A 22,831-nucleotide genomic window follows, 5' to 3' on the forward strand; every position below is an offset into this window, starting at 1 on the left:
TCAAATGGTTGAAGCGCCGAAGATCGAGCGCCCCGAACTGACCGCACTCCTCACGCTCTACACGAAATCCTTCTGAATCCGTTCTGCCCAAAATGCGCGAAAAGGTATGATAATGCTTAAAATCAATGATCTGCACGTCAAACTTGAAGAAGAAGACAAGGCGATCCTCAAAGGGGTCAACCTCGAGGTTCCCGCCGGTGCGGTGCATGCCATTATGGGGCCGAACGGTTCCGGCAAGTCGACCCTGTCCTACGTGCTCTCGGGCCGCGAGGGCTATGTGGTCACCGGCGGCGGGGCGACGCTCGACGAGATGGACCTGCTCGACATGGACCCCGAGGAGCGCGCCACGGCGGGGCTCTTCCTTGCGTTCCAGTATCCGGTTGAAATCCCCGGTGTCGGCAACATGACCTTCCTGCGCACCGCGCTCAATTCTCAGCGCAAGGCGCGCGGCCAGGAGGAGATGAGCGCGACCGATTTCCTCAAGCTGGTGCGCGAGAAGGCCAAGACCCTCAAGATCGACGCCGACATGCTCAAGCGCCCGGTCAACATGGGCTTTTCCGGCGGCGAGAAGAAGCGCAACGAGATCCTCCAGATGGCGCTGCTCGAACCGAAGATGTGCATCCTCGACGAAACCGACTCGGGCCTCGACGTGGACGCGATGAAACTGGTGTCTGAGGGCGTGAACGCGCTGCGCGACAAGGGTCGCAGCTTCCTTGTCATCACCCACTACCAGCGCCTGCTCGACCATATCGTGCCCGACGTGGTGCACATCATGTCGGATGGCCGTATCATCAAGACCGGTGGCCCCGATCTGGCGCTCGAAGTCGAGCACAACGGCTACGCCGACATTCTTGCGGAGACGGTGTGATGGCGGCAGTGGCACAACCCAAGCTCGATGCGCTTTCGGCCCGGCTTGCCGGCCTGAGCGCCCCCGAAGGCGGCAAATGGGCGCGTGCCGCGCGCGACACCGCCCGGGCGCGGCTCGAAGTGATGGGCTTGCCCGCGCCGCGTGACGAATACTGGCGCTTCACCCGCCCGGCGACGCTGAACGCCCCCGAGCCGGTGCCCGCAACGGTGTTCGACCATTCCGGCGAAGCGCCGGTGTTCGGCGCGATCGACCGGCTGAAAATCGTCTTTGTCGATGGCGTCTTCGATGCCGAAGCCTCCGATCCTCTGGCGCTTTCCGGGGTCGAGATCGAACCGCTCGACGAGGCCGCCCGTGCCGATATCCACTGGGCGCGCGAGGTTTACGGTGTGCTCGAAGCACGCGGGCAAAACCCGGTGGAGCGGCCCTTTGCCACCCTCAACACCGCCTTCGCCCGCGAAGGGCTGGTGATCCGGGTGACCGGCAAGGCGGCGCAGCCGATCAACCTGATCTATCGCCACGCCTCCGAAACCTCCGACGCATTGATACACCACGTGGTGAAGCTTGAGCCGGGGGCCGATCTGACCCTGCTCGAGAACGGCCCGGCGGCGGCGCGGCTCAACAAGGTTCTGGAAGTGGAGGTCGGCGAGGGGGCCAACTTCCACCACGTCCGCACCCAGGGCCGCGCGCACGAACGCCAGGCCGTGACCCACATCTTCGCCCGGCTTGGCCGCGAGAGCACCTTCAAGAGCTTCACCCTCACGGTGAACGGCCTGCTGACGCGCAACGAATGCGTGGTCGAAATGCTGGGCGACGATGCCGTGGCCCATATCGCCGGTGCCGCGATGGGCGACGGGTCGCGCGATGCCTTCCACCATGACGACACCGTGTTCGTCACCCACGACGCGCTGCGCTGCGAGAGCCGGCAGGTGTTCAAGAAGGTGCTGCGCAACGGCGCGGTGGGTGCCTTTCAGGGCAAGATCCTGGTCAAGCCCGGCGCGCAGAAGACCGACGGCTACCAGAAGTCGCAATCGCTGCTGCTCGACGAGGATTCGACCTTTCTCGTCAAGCCCGAGCTCGAGATCTATGCCGACGACGTCGCCTGTTCGCATGGCTCCACCTCCGGTGCGATCGACGAGGAGGGCCTGTTCTACCTGCGCTCGCGCGGCGTGCCCGAGGCCGAGGCAACCGACCTTCTGGTGATCGCCTTCCTTGCCGACGCCATCGCCGAAATCGAGGACGCCGGCATTGCCGAAGACATCACCGGCCGTCTCGAAGCCTGGCTGAAGCGCCGGCGCGGCTGACGGTGGGCGTCGCCACTGACATCCTGCGCGCCTACGTGGCACCGCGCGCGGTGTTCGTTGCCCGGCTTGGCAGCGCGCCGCGCGAAGACCGCGCGCTTGCGGTGCTGATGGCGGCCTGCCTGCTGATCTTCGTGGCGCAATGGCCCCGGCTACAGCGCGAAGCCTTCGAGACCGGGCAGGAATTCCAGGTTCTCGCCGGGGGCGCCTTGCTCGCCTGGCTGTTCATCGTGCCGCTCGCGGCCTATGCGATCGGCAGCCTCAGCCACCTCGCGGCGCGGGTTCTCGGCGGCCGGGGCAATCCCTACGGCGCGCGGTTCGCGCTGTTCTGGGCGCTGCTGGTGGCGAGCCCGCTCTGGCTGCTCTGGGGGCTGGTCGCGGGCTTCATCGGCCCCGGGATGCAGCTTACCCTTACCGGGGCGGTTGCGCTCGCCGCTTTCGTGGTGCACTGGTCGCTCAACCTTTGGTTCGTGGAGCGGTCATGAAACTCGAGTGGGGCTATCTTTTCGGCATGGCATTGCAGACCGTGCCGGAGCCGCGCAAGGTGGCGCGCGATGTGCAGAACGTCGATCTGGCGCGGGGCGTGCTTTGGCAGGTGCTGGTCTTCCTGCTGGTGGTCACTACGATCCTCGGGGTGATCGCCTCGGTGCTGTTCCCGACCGATCCCGAAGCCTTCGGCGGCCTCTTCGCCAACCCCCTGATCACCGGGCTGGCGCAGGGCGTGATCTCGGTGCTGACGGTGTTCGGGATCTACTGGGTCGGCCGGATGGTCGGGGGTATCGGCAGCTTCGAGCAGGCCCTGCTCACGGTGATCTGGCTGCATTTCGTGCTCTTGCTGATCGAAACGGCCATCCTCGTGCTCGGCCTTTTCGCGCCCGCCCTGGCCATGCTGCTGTGGGTGATGGGGCTGGTCCTGACCTTCTGGATCCTCAGCCATTTCATCGCCGAGATGCACGGGTTCAACAACGCAGGCATGGTGTTTGTCGGCATCATCCTGACGCTGTTTGCCGCCATGATCGCGTTCTCCATCGTGCTGGCGATCATCGGCGTTGGGATACCCTCCGAGACGGGAGACTTCTGATGTATGACGTCGCACAGGTGCGGGCGGATTTCCCGATCCTCGCCCGCGAGGTGAATGGCCAGCCGCTGGTCTACCTCGACAACGGGGCCTCGGCGCAGAAACCAAGCGTGGTGATCGAGGCGGTGACGCGGGCCTATTCGCAGGAATACGCCAATGTTCACCGCGGGTTGCACTACCTGTCCAACCTCGCAACCGACAAGTACGAGGCCGTGCGCGGGACCGTGGCGCGCTTTCTTGGTGCGCCCCGCGAAGAAGAGATCGTCTTCACCTCCGGCACCACCGAGGCGATCAACCTGGTCGCCTACGGCTGGGCGATGCCGCGGATGGGCGAGGGCGACGAGATCGTGCTTTCGGTCGCCGAACACCACGCCAACATCGTGCCCTGGCACTTCCTGCGCGAGCGCCAAGGCGTGAAGCTGGTCTGGGTCGAGACCGAGCCGGACGGCTCGCTCGACGCCGAGAAGGTGATCGCCGCGATCACCCCGCGCACGAAGCTGGTGGCGGTCACCCATGTGTCGAACGTGCTGGGCACGGTGGTCGACGTGAAGCGGATCACCGAAGGTGCGCATGCCGAGGGCGTGCCGGTGCTCGTCGACGGCAGCCAGGGCGCGGTGCACATGCCGGTGAACCTCGCCGAGATCGGCTGCGACTTCTACCCGGTCACCGGCCACAAGCTCTACGGCCCCTCCGGCTCGGGCGCGATCTACATCAAGGCCGAGCGACTGGCCGAGATGCGCCCCTTCATCGGCGGCGGCGACATGATCCGCGAGGTCACCCGCGAGGCCGTTAGCTACGCCGATCCGCCGATGAAGTTCGAGGCCGGCACGCCCGGCATCGTGCAGACCATCGGGATGGGCGCGGCGCTTGAATACCTCATGGATCTGGGCATGGAAAACGTCGCCGCACACGAGGCGCGACTTGCTGCCTATGCCCGCGAACGGTTCCGCGATCTCAACTGGCTCCACGTCCAGGGCGATGCGCCGGGCAAGGCCGCGATCTTCTCGATGACGATCGAGGGCGCGGGCCATGCCCATGACATCTCCACCATCCTCGACCGCAAGGGTATCGCGGTGCGCGCCGGCCACCACTGCGCCCATCCGCTGATGGCCCATCTCGGGCTGACTGCGACGGCGCGCGCGAGCTTCGGCCTCTACAACACCACCGAGGAAGTCGACAAGCTGGTCGAGGGGCTGGAACTGGCGCACCGGTTGCTGGGATAGGGCCGGGCGGTTTCAAGACCGCGTCGCCGGGCCTATCTTCGCGCCCGCAGCACCCACCAGATCCCCTTGAGATCGGTGCGGAACCGCTCGACCACCAGTGCCACGACGATGATCTCCAGCGCCGCGAGGGTGGCGAGGCTCATCGACAGCGCATAGGCCCAGGGCAGGAAGTCGTAGAGGAAGACCGCGGCGAAAAAGGCGGTGAGCACAAGGTCGGCGAGCTTGAACGAGTAGAGGTGGAAAGCGGGCAGGCGGCGGAAACGCGCGAGGCTCACGATGGTGGCGAGCCCGAGCGCGCCGAGAAAAATCGCAAGCCAGCCCGGGTTTTCGACGAAGGGCGCGCGTTCGAATACCCAAACCCCGGTGAGCCCGGCCCCGAGCGTGAGGCTGTCGGCCAATGCATCGAGCCGCGCGCCGAGCTTGCTTTCCTGCTTCCAGCGCCGGGCGAGGAAGCCGTCGGCGGCGTCGGTGGCGAGGCTCACCAGCATCAGCACGATGAACAGCGTACGCGCCTCCGAGAGCGCGGCCCCGACGATCACCGGCGCGGCGCAAAGCCGGTAGAAGGAAAGCGCATTGGCCAGCGTGGTGATACTGGGGCGCCGGGGCATGGCTCAGGCGTCGGGCCGGATCAACCCCAGCCCCCTGAGGTAGATGCCGATCCCGCTTTCAAGCAGGTCTTCGGGCGGAAACGGCGATTTGCGGCCCGGAGCGCCGCGTGAAAACAGCTCCACCACCCCGTGCGAGAGCGCCCAGATATGGGCCGAAACCATCCGCGCGGGCGGGCGCTTTTCGGGCGGCAGTTCGGCCATCAGCTCGACGGCGGCCTTCTCAAGCACCCCGAGCGCCCGTCCCGAGAGCCGGGCGAGCTCGGGGTCGCGGTTCATCGCGATCCCGCTTTCGAACATCGCCACGTAATGGCCCGGAAAGCGCCGGGCGAAGGCGAGATAGGCCCGCCCGGTGGCCTCCAGCGAGGCCAGCGGCGAGGGGCGACCCTTCTCGTAGGCGTGTTCCAGCAGGTCGGCGAACACCTCGAAACCCTGCCGCGCGGCCTCGGCGATCAACTCGTCGCGCCCGGCGAAATGACGGTAGACCGCGGCCGGCGTCACCCCGGCGGCCTTGGCGGCCTCCGACAGGGTGAAGCCGGTGGGCCCCTTCTCCTCGATCAGCGCCAGCGCCGCCTCGACCAGCGCCTGGCGCAGGTTGCCGTGGTGGTAACCCCGTTTCTTGGGTCCGGTAACCATCACCAGCGCCCCCTTGGAACGACGTGTTGCCTGCCTGCCAGGTGTCGAGGGCGCATGGCTCTAATCATTCCAGATGTCCGGCCCGCCGGCGATCAGCGGGTCGGGCGGGGTGGCCACCTCGGCGTTCTTGCCGGCGTATTCCATCCCCGCGAGCACGCATTCGATCGCCGCGATCCGGGCGCGGTACTTGTCGTCGGCGCGCACCACCGTCCAGGGCGTGCGCAGCCGGTGGCTCTGGGCGAAGGTCTCGCGGATCGCGGTGCTGTAGGCGTCCCAGCGGTTCAGCCCCTCGACGTCGACCCACGACAGTTTCCACTGCTTGAGCGGGTCTTTCTCGCGGGCAAGGAAGCGGCGCAGCTGCTCGGCGCGGCTGACGTTGAGCCAGATCTTGAAGAAGTGGATGCCCTCGTCGGCGAGCATGTCCTCGAACTCGGGCAACTGCCGGAAAAACGCGGCGCGCTGGTCGTCGGTGCAGAAGTCGAATACCTTCTCGACCACGCCGCGGTTGTACCACGAACGGTCGAACAGAACGATCTCGCCGGCGGTCGGCAACTGCCGGATGTAGCGTTGAAAATACCACTCCCCGGCCTCGCGATCGGAAGGTTTGGGCAGCGCCACCACGCGGGCGACGCGGGGGTTGAGGTTTTCGCGGAACCGCTTGATCGCACCGCCCTTTCCGGCGGCGTCGCGGCCCTCGAAAACCACCACCACGCGCTTGCCGCTCGCCTTCACGTCGGCCTGGAGCTTGACGAGTTCGCGCTGGAGCACTTCGAGGCGGTCCTTGTAGTCGCCCTTCTTCATCCAGCGGTCATAGGGGAACGCCTCGGTGATGATGTCCTTCTTGTCGCCCTCGGCGATGGCATCGCGCAGCACTTTGGGCGCGGATTCATCGTAGAAGCGCGAGATTGCCCCTTCGAAGGGTAACGTCATGCCTGCCTCCTGTTTTGACCTTATGTAAGGCTTTTTCACATTCCCCCGCAAGGGACAGGCGGCCCCGGCCCGGCGCACCCGGGCGACCCGTGGCACCGATGCCGCCGCGCTGGACACGGAAGGATTGTTTGTGCCCTATAGGTGCGCACGCCCGAGGAGACGGGTGAGGGAATTCAGCAGGAGGACAAGACATGAAGACCAGAACGCTGATCGCGGCGGCGGCGTTTGCGGCGCTGGCCGGCGGTGCGCAGGCGGATGTGAAGGTGGGGATGATCACCACGCTTTCGGGCGGCGGCGCGGGGCTCGGGCTCGACGTGCGCGACGGGTTCCTGCTCGCGCTCAAGCAATCGGGGCGCGACGATATCGAGATGATCATCGAGGACGACCAGCAAAAGCCCGACGTGGCGGTGCAGATCGCCGACCGGATGATCCAGGCCGAGGATGTCGACGTGCTGACCGGCATCATCTGGTCGAACCTCGCGATGGCGGTGGTGCCGGGCGCGGTGGCGCAGGGCAAGTTCTACCTCTCGCCCAATGCCGGCCCCTCGGCGCTGGCGGGCAAGGGCTGTCATCCGAACTACTTCAACATCGCCTGGCAGAACGACAACCTGCACGAGGCGGCGGGGGCCTACGCCAATTCGGCCGGCTACACGAATTCCTTCATCCTCGCGCCGAACTACCCGGCCGGGCAAGACGCGCTCACCGGCTACAAGCGGTTCTACGAGGGCGAGCTTTCGGGCGAGGTCTACACCAAGCTCGGACAGACCGATTACGCCGCCGAGATCGCCCAGATCCGCGCCTCGGGGGCCGACAGCGTGTTTTTCTTCCTGCCCGGCGGGATGGGGATTTCCTTCCTCAAGCAATATGCCGACTCGGGCGTCGATATCCCGCTGATCGGCCCGGCCTTCAGCTTCGACCAGGGCATCCTGCAAGCGGTTGGCGATGCCGCCCTCGGCGTGGTCAACACCAGCCAGTGGGCGAAAGACCTCGACAACCCGGCCAACGCGGCCTTCGTCGAGAGTTTCGAGGCCGAATACGGCCGTCTGCCCTCGCTCTACGCCTCCCAGGGCTTCGACACCGCCAACCTGATGATCAGCGCGCTGGACAAGGCCGAGGTGTCGGACGTGGAGGGTTTCCGCGCCGCGCTCAAGGCGGCCGATTTTGCCTCCACGCGGGGTGATTTCGCCTTCGGGCCGAACAACCACCCGATCCAGGACATCTACGTGCGCGAGGTGATCAAGGAAGGCGATATCTACACCAACAAGACGATCGGCGTCGCCATCGAGAACCACGCCGACGCCTACGCAGCCGAGTGCGGCATGTGAACCCTTCGGGCGGGCACCCTGCGTGGTGGCCCGCCCGGTCTGACGCACCGGCTTCATGCCCTTCGTTCTCCTCGTCGGGCAGGGGCTGAACCTCGCGTTCGGCACCGTTGGGCTGCTGACCCTCGGCCACGCCGCATTTTTCGGAATCGACGGCGACGCGATGGGGATTCCTATAATTTATGCAAAGTTTTACGCCCCGATCCTCACGTCTCACTTCGTGCCGGAAGGGACAAAAGCCATGCTGTTGATCGGGCTTGGGCCCGAGAGGCGGCACGGTTTCCCTGCCTCGACGCGCTCGGCCCGGCTTTGGCCGAAACCTCCCACGGGGCTGATCCGGCCCATTCGGCGGGAAAATATCTGCCGGCATTAACGCACCTGCAAGGAGTGTCGACGTAACGTGCCGGGGCCCGGGATCCGGCGGTCGTTTGCGGCCGGGAGGCGCGGGCTGGGCAATCTGATGGGGTCGTTTCATGGCACACAGCGCAACCATGCCGCACCGCAGGATCCGGTGGAATTCGGTTTTCCTGAAACTTGCGGGCATCATCTGGATCAGCGCGATGCTGTTCACCGCGGTGGTGTCATGGCACTACACGCGCGCCAACATGGCCAGCGTCGAGGCGCAGATGGCCGACGGCGCGCGCGATGTCACCGGGCTGCTCGCCGAATCCTTTGCCGAGGCGATCATGCTCGGGGCCACCGGCCTGATCGAGCGCAGGTTCCTCGAGATGACCGGGCGTGAGGGCGGCGCGGCGCAATACGCCCTCGCGGTCAAGGCAACGGGGGAGCCATTGCTCGGATTGGGCCAGGCCACGGCGCACGAGGCCAAACTTCGAGCGCTTGCCGCCCGGGCCATCGAAACCGGAACATTGGTGGCCTCGGACGACGGCCTTATGGTCGCCGCCCCGGCGCGCGCGCCTGCGAGCGGGGTCACGGTCGGGGCCATCGCCACAAGCTGGACGGCGGACCACGCCCGCGCCACCGCCCTGCGCAACCAGGTCACGGTGATCGCGCTGGCTTTCGGCGCGATCTTCGTGGTGGTGTTCGCGATCGTGCACCTGGTCAAACGGGCGGTTGCGCGCCCGATGCTCGAACTCGCCCGCGCGGTCGACGCGGTGGCGGAGGATCACCTCGATGACCCGGTCGCCATGGCCGGGCGTGACGACGAGCTCGGAGATATCGCGAAATCGGTGGAATACTTCCGCAAGCGGCTCGTCGAAGGGCGCGAACAGGAAAAGCAGAACCGCTTCAGGGGGGCCGCGTTCCGATCCTCCTCCGCCGCGATCATGATGGCCGATCGCGACATGCGGATCACGGCCGTGAACCAGAAGCTGAAGGCGATCCTCAACGAGCGGGTGGCCGATTTCCAGACCGTCACTGCGGGGTTCGACCCCGCCGCCGTCGTCGGCCGCGAGATGGACGATTTCCATCCGCCCGAGTTGCGCGCGCGCGTGCGCGCCGTGCTGTTTGATCCCGAGCGGATGCCCTACGACGCCCATATCAATATCGGTGACGCCCGCTTCGAGTTGACCATCAACCAGGTGCCGGGGGCCGACGGCGCTCTTGAAGGATTTGTTGTCGAATGGGTCGACGTCACCGCCGGTTTCATGCAGGACGCGATCCTGGACGCCATCAACACCCATCAGGTGCGGGCCGATTTCGGAGGCGATGGCACGCTGCTTGCCGCCAATGAGAAGTTCGCAGAGGCGCTCGGCACCGAACCAGAGGCGGTGATCGGTTGCGCCAGCGACAAGATCTTTGCCTTCGATGCCGACCTCGACGCCAACCGCGGATCTGTCTTTGATCGGCTCAACGCCGCCAAGACGGTTTATGGCCGGTTCGAGTTGAAGCGGGCGGATGGGGTCGGGGCGGTGATCGAAGGCGGCTTCACCCCGGTTTTCGATAAGGCCGGCCGGTTTATCCGGACCGTGCTGATCGGCAATGACGTGAGCGAATCTCGGCGCGAGCTTGAACGCGCTCAAGCCGAGCGCCAGCGCCAGGCCGAGGCGCAGGCGCGGGTGGTGGACGCCCTGCGCGAGGGCCTCGAACGGCTCGCGGAAGGCGATCTGACCCGGCGGATCGAGGAGCCTTTCCCGCTGGACTACGACCAGTTGCGCAAGGATTTCAACGCGGCACTGGATCGCTTGCAGGACGCGATCCGGGGTGTCGTGGAAAACGCCGAGCTGATCCGCGGCGAAGCCGCTGAGATTTCCAATGCCGCCGATGACCTCTCGGTGCGCACCGAGCGTCAGGCCGCAACCCTCGAAGAAACCGCATCGGCTCTCGACGAGCTGACGACCTCGGTCAAATCCGCCGCCGAAGGCGCGGCGCATGCCAATGACCTCGTCGATCATGCGCGCCAGAACGCGGAAGCCTCGGGGGAGGTGGTGCGCGGTGCGGTGGACGCGATGAGCGAGATCGAAACCTCATCGCGCCAGATCTCGAAAATCACCGATGTCATCGACGACATCGCCTTCCAGACCAATCTTCTGGCCCTGAACGCCGGAGTCGAGGCTGCCCGCGCCGGCGATGCCGGGCGCGGGTTCGCGGTGGTTGCATCGGAGGTTCGGGCGCTGGCGCAGCGATCGTCCGAAGCCGCGCGCGAGATCAACAGCCTTATCGGGGCATCCGGAGAGCAGGTTCGGCGCGGCGTCGATCTCGTCGACCGCGCCGGCAAGGCGTTGCACGGCATCCTTGAAAGCGTCATCGAGATCAGCCGCAACGTGTCGGATATCACCACGAGCTCCCGCGAGCAGAGTGCCGGCCTTGCGGAGGTCAACCAGGCCGTCAACCAACTCGATCAGGTGACCCAGCAGAACGCCGCAATGTTCGAGCAGACCACCGCCGCCACCCACGCTTTGACGCGGGAAGCCGAAACCCTCTCGTCGACCATGGCGCGTTTCAAGACCGGCGTGCCGCAAGGATCGTCAGGGCAGGTTATCGCCGCGCGTTTTCAGTCGCGCCGAGAGCAGAAACCGGGCGAAAGAGAACTGTCCGAAGCGCCCCGCGCGGCGGCCCTCGTCACCTCCGGCGCGGCCACGAGTCCCCCGGAGGATGACGATGGTTGGCATGAGTTCTGAGCCGAATGGATAGGGCGCGCGAGAAACCGGGCCTGCGGGTAGATGACTTGCGCCTGTTGATCGTCAGCCCGTCGTCCTGTCTGCGCAACCTCGTGCGGCAGGGGGTGAAACCTGAAAAACGTGTGAGCGTCGTCGCGGAAGCGGTGACCGCGCGCATTGCCGGGGCGCATGCCCTGAAACATGCGCCGCACGTGATCGTCCTGGACGCGAGATTGGCGGACATGGCCCCGGCGATCCTGCGCGACTGTCGCATGGCCGCAGGGCCGAGGCCTGTCGTGGTGCTGGCATCGCTGATCGACGGCGGAACCGGGATCGACCTGCAGGTTCCCGGATGCCGGGATCCGCGTCTCGGCGCGGGATCGCGCCACGACCCGGCGGGGTGTGCCGAGCACGCCAGCTTGTCGGAAACGATCGTAGCGGCAGCCGCCGCGGGACCGGGTGAATTGCCGCCCGCCAAGGGCGTCGAGGGCACAACGCGCGGCAGCGGTGCCAGCCCAACCGAAAAATGGATCATGGTCGGCGCATCGACCGGCGGCGTCGAGGCGATCGAGACACTGCTGGGCGGGTTCCCGGCGGATTGCCCGCCGACATTGATCACGCAGCACATGCCGCCGCAATTCCTGAAGAGTTTTGCCACCAGGTTGAATGGCCTGGTGCGCCCGCAGGTCGCGATCGCCCGGGACGGCATCACGCCGAAACGGGGCGAAGTCTTCATTGCCCCGGGCGGCGAAACCCACCTCGTCCTCGATCCCGCCCTGCGCGTATTGCGGCTCTGGCCCGGCCCGAAGGTATCAGGCTACCGGCCTTCCGTGGACGCCATGTTCGCCTCTGCAGTTCCCTACGCATCCCGGACGATAGCCGTCATCCTGACCGGCATGGGCGGCGACGGGGCACGTTCGATGAAAGCGCTCAGGGATGGCGGCGCGCTTTGCATCGGCCAGGACCGGGAAAGCTCGGTGATCTACGGGATGCCGAGGATGGCGCATGAACTGGGCGCAACCGAGATCGAGCTTCCGCTCGGGCAGATCGCGCCGCACGCCCTTGCGGCGGCGCAAGCCTCGAGGGTGGCCTGAGACGATGAAAGCTGAACCTCGGCACATGACTCGATCGGATCGAATTTATATCGGACAGGGGGAAATCGCGGTCGACGGTGGCGAGGACGTGATCGTCTATACCCTTCTGGGGTCCTGCGTCAGTGCCTGTATCTGGGATCCCGATCGCGGGATCGGTGGCATGAACCACGTGTTGTTCGTCGACAATTCGGCCAATGCGGCGTCGGCGTTCGGGCACGGTGTCAACGGCATGGAACTTCTGATCAACGGTCTCCTCCGGCGCGGCGGCAGCCGGGATGCACTGCGCGCGAAGGTCTTTGGCGGTGCCCGGATGGTGGACGGCCTGTCCGATCACGGCGCGCGCAATGGTGCCTTTGTTTGCGAGTATCTCGATCGCGAGGGCATACCCCTGCTGGGGTCGGACCTGGGCGGCGTGCGGGCGCGCCGGATCGAGTTCTGGCCCGCAAACGGGCGTGCAAAAGTGAAGTATCTGAAGGGAGGGGTTGCGCAGGACACCAGGCCCGCGCCGCAAATTGGCACGGCCCCCGAACTTTTTTGACATTTGCAATCGACAGCCGGATTGCCGAGCCGCACGCATGCTTTGGCCGGTGGTGCCGCCGCAGGGCTCAGCGGCGACCGCGCCTCACTCCTGCGCCCAGGCCGGCCGGCGTTTTTCGAGGAACGCGCGGATGCCCTCGTCGGTGCCCTCGTCCATCATGTTTTCAACCATGACTGCGCCGGCGGTATCATAGGCTGCCGCGAGCGGTTCTTGCACCTGATCGTAGAAGCCGGGCTTGCCGAGCCGAATCGCGGCGGGCAACTTGGCGGCGACGGTTTGGGCAAGCGCCATGGTCGCCCCGGTGAGCTCCTCCGCCGGCACCACGCGGTTTACCAGGCCGACTTCGCGCGCGCGCACGGCATCGAGAAACGCGCCCGTCGCCGCCATCTCGAAGGCCACCTTGCGCGGCAATGCGCGCGCGAGCGCGACCGCGGGGGTCGAGCAGAACAGACCGAGGTTGACGCCGTTGACCCCGAAGCGCGTGCCCTCGGCCGCCACCGCCATGTCGCAACTCGCCACCAGTTGGCAGCCGGCGGCCGCGGCGATGGCGTGAACCTCGGCGATCACCGGCTGGGGTAGCGCGGGGATCATCTGCATCACCTCGCCGCAGCGCGCAAAGAGCCCCTCGAAATAGGCCCGCCCGCCATCGGTCGCGTTGCGATGGGCTTGCATCTCCTTGAGGTCATGGCCCGCCGAGAACGCGCTGCCATTGGCCGCGAGCACCACCACGCGGATTGTCTCGTCGTCCGCGAGCCGGGTGAATTCCGCCGCGAGCGCATCGAGCATCTCGTCCGAAAGCGCGTTCAGCGCGCGCGGGTTGTTCAGCGTGAGCCGGGCGATGGGTCCGTGATCCTCGCGCAGCAGGATGGCGTCTTGCATCTTGTCCTCCCTGTTCTTGGGGGGCACGATAGCGGCATGGACGGCAAGGGGAAAGAGATGTCGCTCAAGATGAACCTCGACGATCTGCGCGGTTTCCTTGCGCGCGATTTCGGGCAGGTGGCAGACGATTTCGAGATCCTCGACGTCGCCCCGATGCATCTCGTGTTGCGCAGCCATGTTCAGGACAGGCACCTGCGCCCCGGCGGCACGGTTTCGGGGCCAACGATGTTCGCGCTGGCAGACGTCGGGGTCTATCTCGCGATCCTGGCCATGGTCGGGCCGAAGGCGCTGGCGGTGACCACGAATTGTTCGATCGACTTCATGCGCAAGCCCGTGGCCCATGCCAATCTGCGCGCCGACGTGCGGCTTCTGAAGCTCGGCCGGGTGCTGGCGGTGGGCGATGTGCTGATCTATTCCGAGGGCGAGGAGCAGCCGGTGGCGCGGGCCTCGCTCACCTATTCGATCCCGCCCGAGCGCTAGCGGTGCTGATCCCGGGCTGTCCTGAGCCCGGCTGCGTGGCCAAATCGCCGCGTTGACCGGTGTGGGCCGAGGCGCTAAGCCTTTGCGTCTGTGCAGAAACACGCGAAAGGACTTGCCATGAGCGAGGCGCCCCCGAACCGGCTGGAGCATTTTCCGATTACCTTCTTTGCCATCACGATGGGGCTCATGGGCCTGACGCTGGCGTTGCACGCGGCGTCGCCGCTCTACCCCGCGGCGGGCCCTGCTTCGATCGCGGTGCTCTGGGGCGGCATCCTGGTCACCGTCGTGATTGCGGCCCTCTATATTGCCAAGGCGCTGCGCTATCCCGGGATGGTGGCCTGGGAGTGGCATCATCCGGTGCGGCTGGCGTTCTTTCCGACGGTGACGATCTCGCTGCTCCTGATCGCCACCGCGTTGGCCCCGCAATTTCCCGGGGTCGCCGAACCGCTCTGGCTGGTGGGTGTGGTCGGGCAGGGGGTGCTCACCATCGCGGTGATCTCGGGCTGGATCAGCCACCGTTCTTTCGAGGTTGGTCACCTGACGCCCGCCTGGTTCATCCCCGCCGTCGGCAACGTGATCGTCCCGGTCGCCGGGGCCGAAATGGGATATATCGAGATCTCCTGGCTGTTCTTCGCGGGCGGGATGGTGTTCTGGGGCATCCTGCTCACGCTCGTGATGAACCGGCTGGTGTTTCACGACCCGATCCCGGGGCGGTTGTTTCCCACCATGGTGATCCTGATCGCACCGCCCTCGGTGGCCTTCGTGGCCTACGTGAAGATGACCGGCGGGGTGATTGACGGCTTTGGCCGCGCGCTGATCTACATCGCCTATATCTTCGCCGCGCTGGTGGTGATGCAATTGCCGAAGCTGGCCAAACTGCCCTTCGCGCTGAGTTGGTGGGCCCTGTCTTTTCCGCTCGCGGCGCTGGCCATTGCGTCATTCTTGTTCGCCCGGATCGAGGCGACCCTGGCGCATGAGGTGATCGGCGTGGTGGTGCTCCTGCTGCTGATCCTGGTGGTGGCGGGGCTGGTGCTGCGCACCGCCAAGGCGATCGCCAAACACGAAATCTGCCATCCGGAATGAGGCGGCCCCCGGGCGGGGCGCGCAGCGGGCGCCCCGCAAGACCCTTTCCCTTGTGCCCCTTGGTCCGCTTGTTTGGTCTGCCGCTGGGTCAGGAATTGGGGTAAAATAATACCTAAAATGTAAGTGTTTGTTTTTGATGCATTTACCGGGATAGTTCGGCCTTGACGGCGCGCCCGAAATCACTAGAACCAGCCCATCCGAAAGCCATCAAGGGCCGAAACCGATGAAAACCTTCTCTGCAACCCCTGCAGATATCGAGAAAAAGTGGGTCGTGATCGACGCCGAGGGCGTCGTTCTGGGCCGCCTCGCCTCGATCATTGCCATGCGTCTGCGCGGCAAACACAAGCCGAGCTTCACCCCGCACATGGATTGCGGTGACAATGTCATCGTCATCAATGCCGACAAGATCCAGCTCACCGGCAAGAAACGCACCGACAAGGTGCATTACTGGCACACCGGCTACCCGGGCGGCATCAAGTCGCGCACTGCGGGCCAGATCCTCGACGGCGCACACCCCGAGCGCGTGGTCGAGATGGCGGTCAAGCGCATGCTGCCGGGCAACCGTCTGGCCCGGGTGCAGTTGGGCAACTTGCGCATCTACGCTGGGACCGAGCATCCGCACGAGGCGCAAAGCCCCGAAGTGCTCGATGTCCGTTCGATGAACAAGAAAAACACGCGTGAGGGCTGATCATGGCTGAAGAGATCAAATCGCTCGATGAGCTGAACGCTGTGGTCGAGGGCAGCGCTGCGCCCGTGGCCGTGGAGACCGACGCCGCTCCCCGCGAACCCCAGCGCGATGCGCTCGGTCGCGCCTATGCCACCGGCAAGCGCAAGGACGCGGTTGCCCGTGTCTGGATCAAGCCTGGCTCCGGCAAGGTCGTTGTGAACGGCAAAGAAATGGACAAGTATTTCGCGCGCCCGGTGCTGCAGATGATCCTGCGTCAGCCGTTCCAGGTCGCCGGTGTCGAGAACGAATTCGACGTGATGGCGACGGTCAAGGGCGGCGGCCTTTCGGGTCAGGCCGGTGCGGTGAAGCACGGCATCTCGAAGGCACTTCAGGTTTACGAACCCTCGCTGCGTGCTGCGCTCAAGGCCGCCGGGTTCCTGACCCGCGACAGCCGCGTGGTGGAACGCAAGAAGTTCGGCAAGCGCAAGGCACGCCGCAGCTTCCAGTTCTCCAAGCGCTGAGCGATCCCGAGAAACTATCGAAAGGGCCGCCATCTGGTGGCCCTTTTCGTGTTGCGAGGGCGGGGCGCTTCACCTATATCCGCGGCCAGTATCTGTCGCTCTCCTGGTTGGGTGCTGTTAGGTTTCGGCGCACACTGGGGCCTGGACTCGACGAGCGGCGGACATTGAGGTTCTGGAACGGCGATTTGCGAGGCCGCCGTTCTTTGCTTTGATCTCGCGACAAAATGAAGTAAGCACTGCGCAGGCAGTTTGCACCCATAGCTCAGCTGGATAGAGTGTCGCCCTCCGAAGGCGAAGGTCGTAGGTTCGAATCCTACTGGGTGCGCCACTTCCCCAATGATCCTCGTGAATTCCGGGCTTGTGACGCGCGTGGCGTCTGCGCCCCGCCTGTGCCCCCTCTGTGCGACGTGCGGGCGCGACGCGAGGGCAGCACTGGCCGGCGGGCGGCCTTGCGGCATCAGAACCAGTCGACCGGGCCATCGGGTTGCCCCGGTTCGCCGCTCTCCTGATCAGGTGCCGAAGCATCCAGCCCCATGCGTTGACGGAAACTGTCCAGGCGCACGATGTCCCGCCCGATCAGGTGCGGCATGTCTCGCCCGAAACCCGAAGCGGCCGAGGATTGCAGCAGCGCCGAGATGTCCTCGAGCGTCTGTTGGACCAGGTCGACACCCTGGAGTATCTGGATCTCGGTGCGCAGGTCGGGGTGATTCAGCTCCGCCAGGAGCCGGGAAAAGGCTTCCTGGATCAACCGACACTGAGCCGCGGCACCATGAACCTCGGCAGCCAGTTTCAGGAGCGTTTGACCAAGGTCGATCGGCACTTCGCCAGGCGGGTGGCTCGACTTCCGCGTCTCCTTGTCCATCTTACAGCCGCCCGTATATCGCTTCGATGGCGGTCTTCAGATCCACCGGTTGGAACGGCTTGGCCACGTAGTTGTTCATGCCCAGTTGCTTCCCGGTCTCGATAAGCTGGCGGTCGGCCTTGCCGGTGATGAGGATAAAGCCGACTTTTCGGGTCTTTTCCGCACTGCGGAGGGCGTGAAGCAGTTGCATCCCGTTCATCCCGGGCATGTTCATGTCGGAAATGACGAGATGAACCGGCCATGCCGTGATCTTCGCAAGCGCCTCGGGGCCGTCGCGCGCCGATTCGATCTGTCGAATGCCAAATCCATCCAGGGCCTGGGTGATCAGCCCCCGGCTTGTGGACATGTCATCGACGACGATGATCCTGATTTGATCGCGAAGTGCCAAGATCTGACCTTTCTATTGGGGTTCGAGTTCCGGAGTTGACGCGGGCACCTCGGCGCTGGTGCGTTCGTAGGCCGTGATCCCGACGCTCCTGAAGAAACGGCCGGCATGTTCGCTGACCCGTTCGGAGTGCCCCAGGAAGAGCCAGCCATCGGGGTTGAGCGCCCGCGCAAACCGCGGCCAGAGTCGGTCCTGGGTCGGCTGGTCGAAGTAGATGACGACATTGCGGCAGAAGATGGCATCGAATTGTCCGCGCATCGGCCAGGCGCTGATCAGGTTGAGCACGCGGAAACGGGTGATATCGCGCAGCGCAGAACCTGCTGCGAGGGCGCCGTCCGGGTCGGCGTCGATCGGGTCAAAATAGCGGTCGCGCAGGTGGTCGGGAACGTTTGCGAGCATCGGCCCCGGGTACTGCGCCGCCTTGGCGAAATTGACCACGTTGGGGTCGATGTCGGTTCCCAGAACGCGCACGTCGGCGTCGCGCGGCATGCCGGCTTCGAGCATCGTCATTGCGATGGAATAGGGCTCTTGGCCGTTGGAGCATCCTGCCGACCAGATCCGCACGCGGCGTCCGCCGCGCGCCGCGTCGATGAGCGCCGGAAGCGCCTTGGCCCGGAAGACCTCGAAATGATGGTTTTCGCGAAAGAAATGCGACACGTTGGTGGTGAGGGAGGAAATCATTGTCGCGAGCTCGTCGCGGCCGGCGGGGCTGTCCACGAGGTCGCAATAGGCATCGAAATCACCACAGCGCAGCAAGCGAAGCCGGCGGATCAGCCTGGTTCGGACCATCGCCGCCTTGGCCGGGGGAATATGCAGGCCCGCTTCTCGATGGGCGAGCTCGGTGATCCGGGCCAGCGCTGTCGCCGTCAGCTCGGGCGGGGCCGGGGCAGACGGGGACCCTGGTTGCGGGTCCCTCATGCCGCATCCTCGTTCGCGGTCGGCAGGATCGCCGAAAGGTCGAGGACCCGGATCATCCTGTCATCCACGATGGTGAGGGCGGAGATGAATGCCCGGCCCTCATCCGAGGGCATTTCCGGCGGCGACTGGAGTTTGGATTCGGGCAAGGCGAGGATGTCGGACACCGCGTCGACCATCAATCCGACGGTCCTGTCGTGCGTGGACACAACGATGATGACATTGCGGGAGGTGTCGGTTGCGGATTGCAGATCAAGCCTGGCGGACAGATCCATGATCGGCAAAACCGCACCGCGAAGGTTGATCACGCCCCGGATATAGGCGGGGGAATGCGGCAGGGGCGTTGCCCGCGCGCTGCCGCGGATCTCGCGCACCGACATGATATCGACGCAATAATCCTGCCCGGACACGAGAAAGGAAAGCAATTCGATGGTCTTTCCGTCCTTCGTCGGCTCGGTCGTGGTTGAAACGTCAGTCATGTGTCTCGTCCCGTTTGAACGTTGGCAATGCGGTCTGATGCGACGGGTGGACGCCGGGTGCAGCCATGCGCGCGCGACACGAGGTCGATCGGATCGAGAATCAGGGCGATCTGCCCATCCCCGAGGATCGTGGCCGCCGCGATACCGGGCACCCGACCGTAGCTTTCATGCAGCCCCTTGATGACGACCTGTCTCTGGTCGTCGATCGCATCGACGACCATGGCGGCGGGGCTGCCATCCTCCTGACCGACCAGCAGCACGATCTGGTCGGCGTAGTCTTCGAGCGGCGCGCGGAAACCGAGTTCAGCGCCAAGGTCGAGCAGCGGCAGGAACCGGTCGCGGATACCCACCACATGCGTGCTCGGCCCGAAACTGCGCACGTCGTCGCGACCGAGCGCCAGCGTCTCGAGAATGGCACTGAGCGGGATCACGATGGTTTCGCCCGCGACCCGCACCACCATTCCGTCGAGCACGGCGAGCGTGAGGGGCAGGGAGATCGTGAAACTGGTGCCCTTGCCACGGGTTGACGCGATACTGACCCGGCCCCCGAGGGCCTGGATCGCGGTTCTGACAACATCCATGCCGACGCCCCGCCCCGACAGGTTGGAAACCGCATCCGCGGTGGAGAACCCGGGCAGGAACAGCAGGTTGTCGATCTCGGTATCGCTCAGTTGGCTGTCGGCAGAGATCAGGCCTTGCCGGATCGCCTTGTCGAGAACCCTGGACCGGTCAATGCCGCTGCCATCGTCGGCGATCTCGATCACGATCCGGCCGGATCGGTGCATCGCGCGCAACGAAACCGTGCCCTCGCGCGGCTTGCCGTGGGCTTCGCGCGCATCGTTGGCCTCCAGCCCGTGATCGACGGCATTCCGGATCATGTGAGTCAGCGGGTCGGCAAGCCGCTCAATCACCGTCTTGTCGACCTCGGTATTCTCACCTTCGGTGCGCAAGCGGACTTCCTTGCCGGTGGCGGCCGAGGTTTCGCGGACAATCCGGGCCATGCGCTGGAACAGCGATTTCACCGGCTGCGCCCGGATCATCATCACGCTTTCCTGGATGTCCCGGGTGAGCTGGAGGAATTCCTCCAGCCCGGAGCGCACCGGGGAATTTGGCGGTATGCCCGCCGCCTCGACGCTTTGCGAGAGCATCGCCTGGTTGATGACGATTTCCCCCACGAGGTTGACCAGCCGGTCGATCCGCTCGAGATCAACCCGCACCGTCGCACGCGGCGCCGGGGTTGCGGCGGCCGCGCGGGGATCGGCCTCGCCAGGCGGTGTCGAGGCCGGTTTCGGGGCTGTCGCAGCGCCGCCGTCTGGGGGCGCGGCAAGTGCCGGTGCCGCCTCTGGTTCGGGAGCGCTGGTCGGCTCCGGTTGCGGCAGATCGGGAAGATCGAGCCCACCCGGCGCGACTTCGATATCGAGCTGGCACAGGCCATCGACAAAGTCGAACACCTCCCGAATCGCGGCTTCTCCCTCGGTGGTTTCAAGCTGGAGCGTCCACCAGATATGGCCCGCCTCGGGATTGGCCATGGCTTCGAGGCCCGGCACGGCGTCATCGTGGCATCGTACCGTGAGCGCGCCGAGATCGCGCAGGGCGCGGATCAGGAACAGCGGCTCGTTGCCGCTCTCGTATAGCCCCGGTTCGGGGCGGAAACGGATCTGCCAGACCGGTGCATCGGCTTGCGGGGGCGGTGGCGCATCAAGGTCGAGATCGAGCGCCAATGCCATCGGCTGGAAGTCGATCACGCCGGTATCGGCTTCGGGCACCGCGGTGGTGGCGGCAAGCGCTTCGAGGTCCGCACGCACCGGGGCGACCAGCGCGTCGTCGGTCGGGTTGCCATCGCGGCTGTCCCGGACCAGGTCGGCGAGAATGTCGCTGCCGGTGAAGAACAGCCGCAAGACTTCTCCGTCGGCAACGAGACGGCCCGAACGCAACTCGTCGAGCGCGGTCTCAAAGCGGTGGGCAAAGGCGACGAGGGCATCGAGGCCGAAGGCACCGGCCCCACCCTTGATCGAATGCACCGCCCGGAAGACGACGTTGATCGTCTCGCTGTCGGCGAGCCCGTCCTCCATCGACTGCAAACCGTCCAGCAGCACCTCGAGCAATTCTTCGCATTCAACGAAGAACGAGGCGCGGATTTCGGCCATCGGATCGGTCATCGTCCTACCCCGCCACCATTCTGAGCGCCCTGACCAGGCTTTCGGGATCGAACGGCTTGACGATCCAGCCGGTCGCCCCGGCGGCGCGCGCCCGGGCCTTGAGTTCGGCGGCGCTTTCGGTGGTGAGCACGAGGATCGGCACCGCGCGCAGCGTCTCGCGACCGCGCACCGCGTCGATGAAGCCGAACCCATCCATCCTCGGCATGTTGATATCTGTGATGATCGCGTCGGGCGGCGGCAATTCGTCGAGCCGCTCCAGCCCGTGCATGCCGTCTTCCGCAAGGTGGGCCTCGATGCCCGCGCCGGTGAGGGCAAGGCGCAGCATGTCGCGCATCGTGCGGCTGTCATCCACCGCGAGCACCTGCATGGTCATCGCCCGGCCTCCCAGATCGTCAGCGTCTCGGGCGTGAATCCGAGCAGGCCGAGTTGATCGGCAAGGTCGCTTGAGGCGTTCTCCAAGCTGAGCGCATGGCCATCCTCGGCCCAGCTGCGCGCCGCGGCGCGCAGCGCCTGCACCGACAGGGCACCGATCTGGGTGACCGCGCCGGCGTCGAGCGCGAGATCTTCACCGCGCCGGGCGATCAGCGCCTCGACGAGCGGCCCGGTTGCGCGAAGATCGAGGCGCGGTTCGAGCACCATCACCGCCGCGCTCATGCCCGGCCTCCGCCGCCAAGACTAAGCTCTTGCACCACGAAATCCCCCTTCTTCATCCGTCCGGTCACACCGGCATACGGCAGGGGGCGTTAAGATTGGCTTACCGTGGCAAGGGAAATCAGCGCGGCAGCCGCGCGGCGAGGTGATGCGCGCATCCCGTGAGCGCGGCGTAGTCGTCCTCGATCACGTGCACCGCGAAATTTTTCATGAAACCGGCGAAGCGGCCCTTGTCGCGCATCGCCTCGGCATAGCCGAACCGGCCAAGCCAGGGTGTGACCGCACGCGCGAGGCCGCCGATCAGGAAGATGCCGCCGAAGGGCAGGTGGATCAGCGAAAGGTTCCCGGTGACGGTGCCGAGGATCTTGACGAAAAGCTGCATCGTTTCCTCGGCCAGCGGGTCGTCGCCCGCTTCGAGGGCGGCAAACACCTCGGCGCTCGACACTTCGCGCGGCTGGCCGGCCCGGCGCGCGAGCCAGCTGTAGGTATGCGCCAGCCCGCGCCCGGAGAGCACTTCCTCGACCGCCGGGAAACCGTGCACGGTCTCCAGTTCCCGGCACAGCGCGAGTTCTTCCTCGGTGCGGATCGGAAGGTTGGCGTGACCGGCCTCTGCAGGCGGCACGAAGCGCCCGCCGGGGGCCTCGTAGACCGGCGCGCAGTTGAACCCGGTGCCAAGGCCGATGACCAGCCGGGTGGCGTCCGCGGTCGGCCCGGGGCCGTCTACCAGCGTGGTGAGCGCGCCCGCGTCGAGGTGGCCGAGGGCGTGGCCCTGGGCCTGAAGATCGTTCAGTACCGCGACGGTCTCGGCGCGGGCGGCGCGCGCCACGGTTTCGGCGTCGATCGTCCAGTCGAGGTTGGTGAGGTTGGCCACGCCGTCGCGCACCGGCCCGGCGGCGGCGACACAGGCACCGATGCAATCGGGGTTGCCCTCCTCGGCGAGAAAGGCCGAGAGCACCGTCTCCAACCCGGGGAAATCGGCGTTGCGGTAGCGCCGGATCGTCCCGGGCAGAAGCTCGGTGCCGCGCGCCAGCGCCACCCGGGTGTTCGTCCCGCCGATGTCGGCAAGCAGCGAGAAGGTGTTGGCGGGGGCCTTGGCCAT

The 22,831-nt window shown here is 65.8% G+C and carries 26 protein-coding genes and 1 tRNA gene; 15 read left to right on the forward strand and 12 right to left on the reverse strand.

Features of this window, described 5'->3' with window-relative positions; genetic code table 11:
- The first annotated feature begins 112 nt into the window (after positions 1–112).
- The 5 genes from sufC to B9Y97_RS16330 are packed head-to-tail and all read left to right on the forward strand — an operon-like array spanning position 113 to position 4,467.
- Positions 113–868: a Fe-S cluster assembly ATPase SufC gene (gene sufC / locus B9Y97_RS16310; RefSeq protein WP_085527737.1), complete on the forward strand. Its 756-nt coding sequence runs from the start codon at positions 113–115 to the stop codon at positions 866–868.
- Positions 868–2,169, forward strand: coding sequence for a SufB/SufD family protein (locus tag B9Y97_RS16315; protein WP_085527738.1), 1,302 nt, complete (start codon positions 868–870; stop codon positions 2,167–2,169). The genes sufC and B9Y97_RS16315 overlap by 1 nt, the downstream gene beginning before the upstream one ends.
- Positions 2,170–2,171: 2 nt before the next feature.
- Positions 2,172–2,651, forward strand: coding sequence for a YIP1 family protein (locus B9Y97_RS16320; RefSeq protein WP_085527739.1), 480 nt, complete (start codon positions 2,172–2,174; stop codon positions 2,649–2,651).
- A complete protein-coding gene (locus tag B9Y97_RS16325; protein ID WP_085527740.1) occupies positions 2,648–3,247 on the forward strand; it encodes a YIP1 family protein in 600 nt (199 codons plus the stop codon). Before B9Y97_RS16320 ends, B9Y97_RS16325 begins: the two co-directional genes overlap by 4 nt.
- On the forward strand, positions 3,247–4,467 hold the full coding sequence (locus tag B9Y97_RS16330) for a cysteine desulfurase (protein ID WP_085527741.1): 1,221 nt from the start codon (positions 3,247–3,249) through the stop codon (positions 4,465–4,467). The genes B9Y97_RS16325 and B9Y97_RS16330 overlap by 1 nt, the downstream gene beginning before the upstream one ends.
- Positions 4,468–4,499: 32 nt before the next feature.
- On the opposite strand, the gene B9Y97_RS16335 is transcribed toward B9Y97_RS16330, so the two are convergent.
- The 3 genes from B9Y97_RS16335 to ppk2 are packed head-to-tail and all read right to left on the reverse strand — an operon-like array spanning position 4,500 to position 6,638.
- Positions 4,500–5,075, reverse strand: a complete 576-nt coding sequence (locus B9Y97_RS16335) for a CDP-alcohol phosphatidyltransferase family protein (protein WP_085527742.1) — start codon at positions 5,073–5,075, stop codon at positions 4,500–4,502.
- Between the two features lie 3 nt (positions 5,076–5,078).
- Positions 5,079–5,708, reverse strand: a complete 630-nt coding sequence (locus B9Y97_RS16340) for a TetR/AcrR family transcriptional regulator (protein ID WP_085527743.1) — start codon at positions 5,706–5,708, stop codon at positions 5,079–5,081.
- Positions 5,709–5,768: 60 nt separating this feature from the next.
- Complete coding sequence (gene ppk2, locus B9Y97_RS16345; RefSeq protein WP_085527744.1) at positions 5,769–6,638, reverse strand: polyphosphate kinase 2; 870 nt, start codon at positions 6,636–6,638, stop codon at positions 5,769–5,771.
- 191 nt (positions 6,639–6,829) lie between these two features.
- Here ppk2 and B9Y97_RS16350 point away from each other — a divergent pair, with 191 nt between their 5' ends.
- From B9Y97_RS16350 to B9Y97_RS16370, 5 genes are all read left to right on the forward strand, one after another.
- Positions 6,830–7,963: an ABC transporter substrate-binding protein gene (locus B9Y97_RS16350; protein ID WP_085527745.1), complete on the forward strand. Its 1,134-nt coding sequence runs from the start codon at positions 6,830–6,832 to the stop codon at positions 7,961–7,963.
- Between the two features lie 55 nt (positions 7,964–8,018).
- Entirely contained in the window at positions 8,019–8,333 is a 315-nt protein-coding gene (locus tag B9Y97_RS16355; RefSeq protein ID WP_085527746.1) for a hypothetical protein, read from the forward strand.
- Positions 8,334–8,433: 100 nt separating this feature from the next.
- Positions 8,434–11,040, forward strand: coding sequence for a methyl-accepting chemotaxis protein (locus tag B9Y97_RS16360; protein WP_085527747.1), 2,607 nt, complete (start codon positions 8,434–8,436; stop codon positions 11,038–11,040).
- Positions 11,041–11,045: 5 nt separating this feature from the next.
- Complete coding sequence (locus tag B9Y97_RS16365) at positions 11,046–12,113, forward strand: chemotaxis protein CheB (protein WP_085527748.1); 1,068 nt, start codon at positions 11,046–11,048, stop codon at positions 12,111–12,113.
- Positions 12,114–12,117: 4 nt separating this feature from the next.
- On the forward strand, positions 12,118–12,651 hold the full coding sequence (locus tag B9Y97_RS16370; RefSeq protein ID WP_176224402.1) for a chemotaxis protein CheD: 534 nt from the start codon (positions 12,118–12,120) through the stop codon (positions 12,649–12,651).
- 84 nt (positions 12,652–12,735) lie between these two features.
- Here the strand turns inward: B9Y97_RS16370 and B9Y97_RS16375 are convergent, their stop codons facing one another.
- Positions 12,736–13,530: an enoyl-CoA hydratase gene (locus tag B9Y97_RS16375; RefSeq protein ID WP_085527750.1), complete on the reverse strand. Its 795-nt coding sequence runs from the start codon at positions 13,528–13,530 to the stop codon at positions 12,736–12,738.
- A 57-nt stretch (positions 13,531–13,587) separates the two neighbouring features.
- On the opposite strand from B9Y97_RS16375, the gene B9Y97_RS16380 reads away from it, so the two are divergent.
- From B9Y97_RS16380 to B9Y97_RS16400, 5 genes are all read left to right on the forward strand, one after another.
- Entirely contained in the window at positions 13,588–14,010 is a 423-nt protein-coding gene (locus tag B9Y97_RS16380) for a PaaI family thioesterase (protein WP_085528316.1), read from the forward strand.
- 117 nt (positions 14,011–14,127) lie between these two features.
- The gene (locus tag B9Y97_RS16385) at positions 14,128–15,093 is read left to right on the forward strand and encodes an SLAC1 anion channel family protein (protein WP_085527751.1); all 966 of its coding nucleotides are present in this window, start codon (positions 14,128–14,130) and stop codon (positions 15,091–15,093) included.
- Positions 15,094–15,316: 223 nt separating this feature from the next.
- Entirely contained in the window at positions 15,317–15,781 is a 465-nt protein-coding gene (gene rplM / locus B9Y97_RS16390) for a 50S ribosomal protein L13 (RefSeq protein WP_085527752.1), read from the forward strand.
- A 2-nt stretch (positions 15,782–15,783) separates the two neighbouring features.
- Positions 15,784–16,281 carry a 30S ribosomal protein S9 gene (gene rpsI / locus B9Y97_RS16395; protein WP_085527753.1) on the forward strand — a complete coding sequence of 166 codons (498 nt, stop codon included), beginning with the start codon at positions 15,784–15,786 and terminating at the stop codon, positions 16,279–16,281.
- 251 nt (positions 16,282–16,532) lie between these two features.
- A tRNA-Arg gene (locus B9Y97_RS16400) sits at positions 16,533–16,609 on the forward strand.
- A 129-nt stretch (positions 16,610–16,738) separates the two neighbouring features.
- On the opposite strand, the gene B9Y97_RS16405 is transcribed toward B9Y97_RS16400, so the two are convergent.
- The 8 genes from B9Y97_RS16405 to B9Y97_RS16440 form a co-directional block, all read right to left on the reverse strand.
- Complete coding sequence (locus tag B9Y97_RS16405) at positions 16,739–17,143, reverse strand: hypothetical protein (RefSeq protein WP_085527754.1); 405 nt, start codon at positions 17,141–17,143, stop codon at positions 16,739–16,741.
- A gap of 1 nt (position 17,144) precedes the next feature.
- The gene (locus B9Y97_RS16410; RefSeq protein ID WP_085527755.1) at positions 17,145–17,531 is read right to left on the reverse strand and encodes a response regulator; all 387 of its coding nucleotides are present in this window, start codon (positions 17,529–17,531) and stop codon (positions 17,145–17,147) included.
- A 12-nt stretch (positions 17,532–17,543) separates the two neighbouring features.
- Positions 17,544–18,446, reverse strand: coding sequence for a CheR family methyltransferase (locus tag B9Y97_RS16415; RefSeq protein WP_085527756.1), 903 nt, complete (start codon positions 18,444–18,446; stop codon positions 17,544–17,546).
- Positions 18,443–18,922, reverse strand: coding sequence for a chemotaxis protein CheW (locus B9Y97_RS16420; protein ID WP_085527757.1), 480 nt, complete (start codon positions 18,920–18,922; stop codon positions 18,443–18,445). The genes B9Y97_RS16415 and B9Y97_RS16420 overlap by 4 nt, the downstream gene beginning before the upstream one ends.
- Positions 18,919–21,081 carry a chemotaxis protein CheA gene (locus tag B9Y97_RS16425; RefSeq protein WP_085527758.1) on the reverse strand — a complete coding sequence of 721 codons (2,163 nt, stop codon included), beginning with the start codon at positions 21,079–21,081 and terminating at the stop codon, positions 18,919–18,921. Before B9Y97_RS16425 ends, B9Y97_RS16420 begins: the two co-directional genes overlap by 4 nt.
- A gap of 4 nt (positions 21,082–21,085) precedes the next feature.
- Complete coding sequence (locus tag B9Y97_RS16430; RefSeq protein ID WP_085527759.1) at positions 21,086–21,454, reverse strand: response regulator; 369 nt, start codon at positions 21,452–21,454, stop codon at positions 21,086–21,088.
- Entirely contained in the window at positions 21,451–21,735 is a 285-nt protein-coding gene (locus tag B9Y97_RS16435) for an STAS domain-containing protein (protein ID WP_085527760.1), read from the reverse strand. The genes B9Y97_RS16430 and B9Y97_RS16435 overlap by 4 nt, the downstream gene beginning before the upstream one ends.
- A 118-nt stretch (positions 21,736–21,853) precedes the next feature.
- Positions 21,854–22,831, reverse strand: a complete 978-nt coding sequence (locus B9Y97_RS16440) for a glucokinase (RefSeq protein WP_085527761.1) — start codon at positions 22,829–22,831, stop codon at positions 21,854–21,856.

Origin of the sequence: Maritimibacter sp. HL-12, assembly GCF_900177545.1 — a bacterium.
Lineage (GTDB): Bacteria > Pseudomonadota > Alphaproteobacteria > Rhodobacterales > Rhodobacteraceae > Sinisalibacter.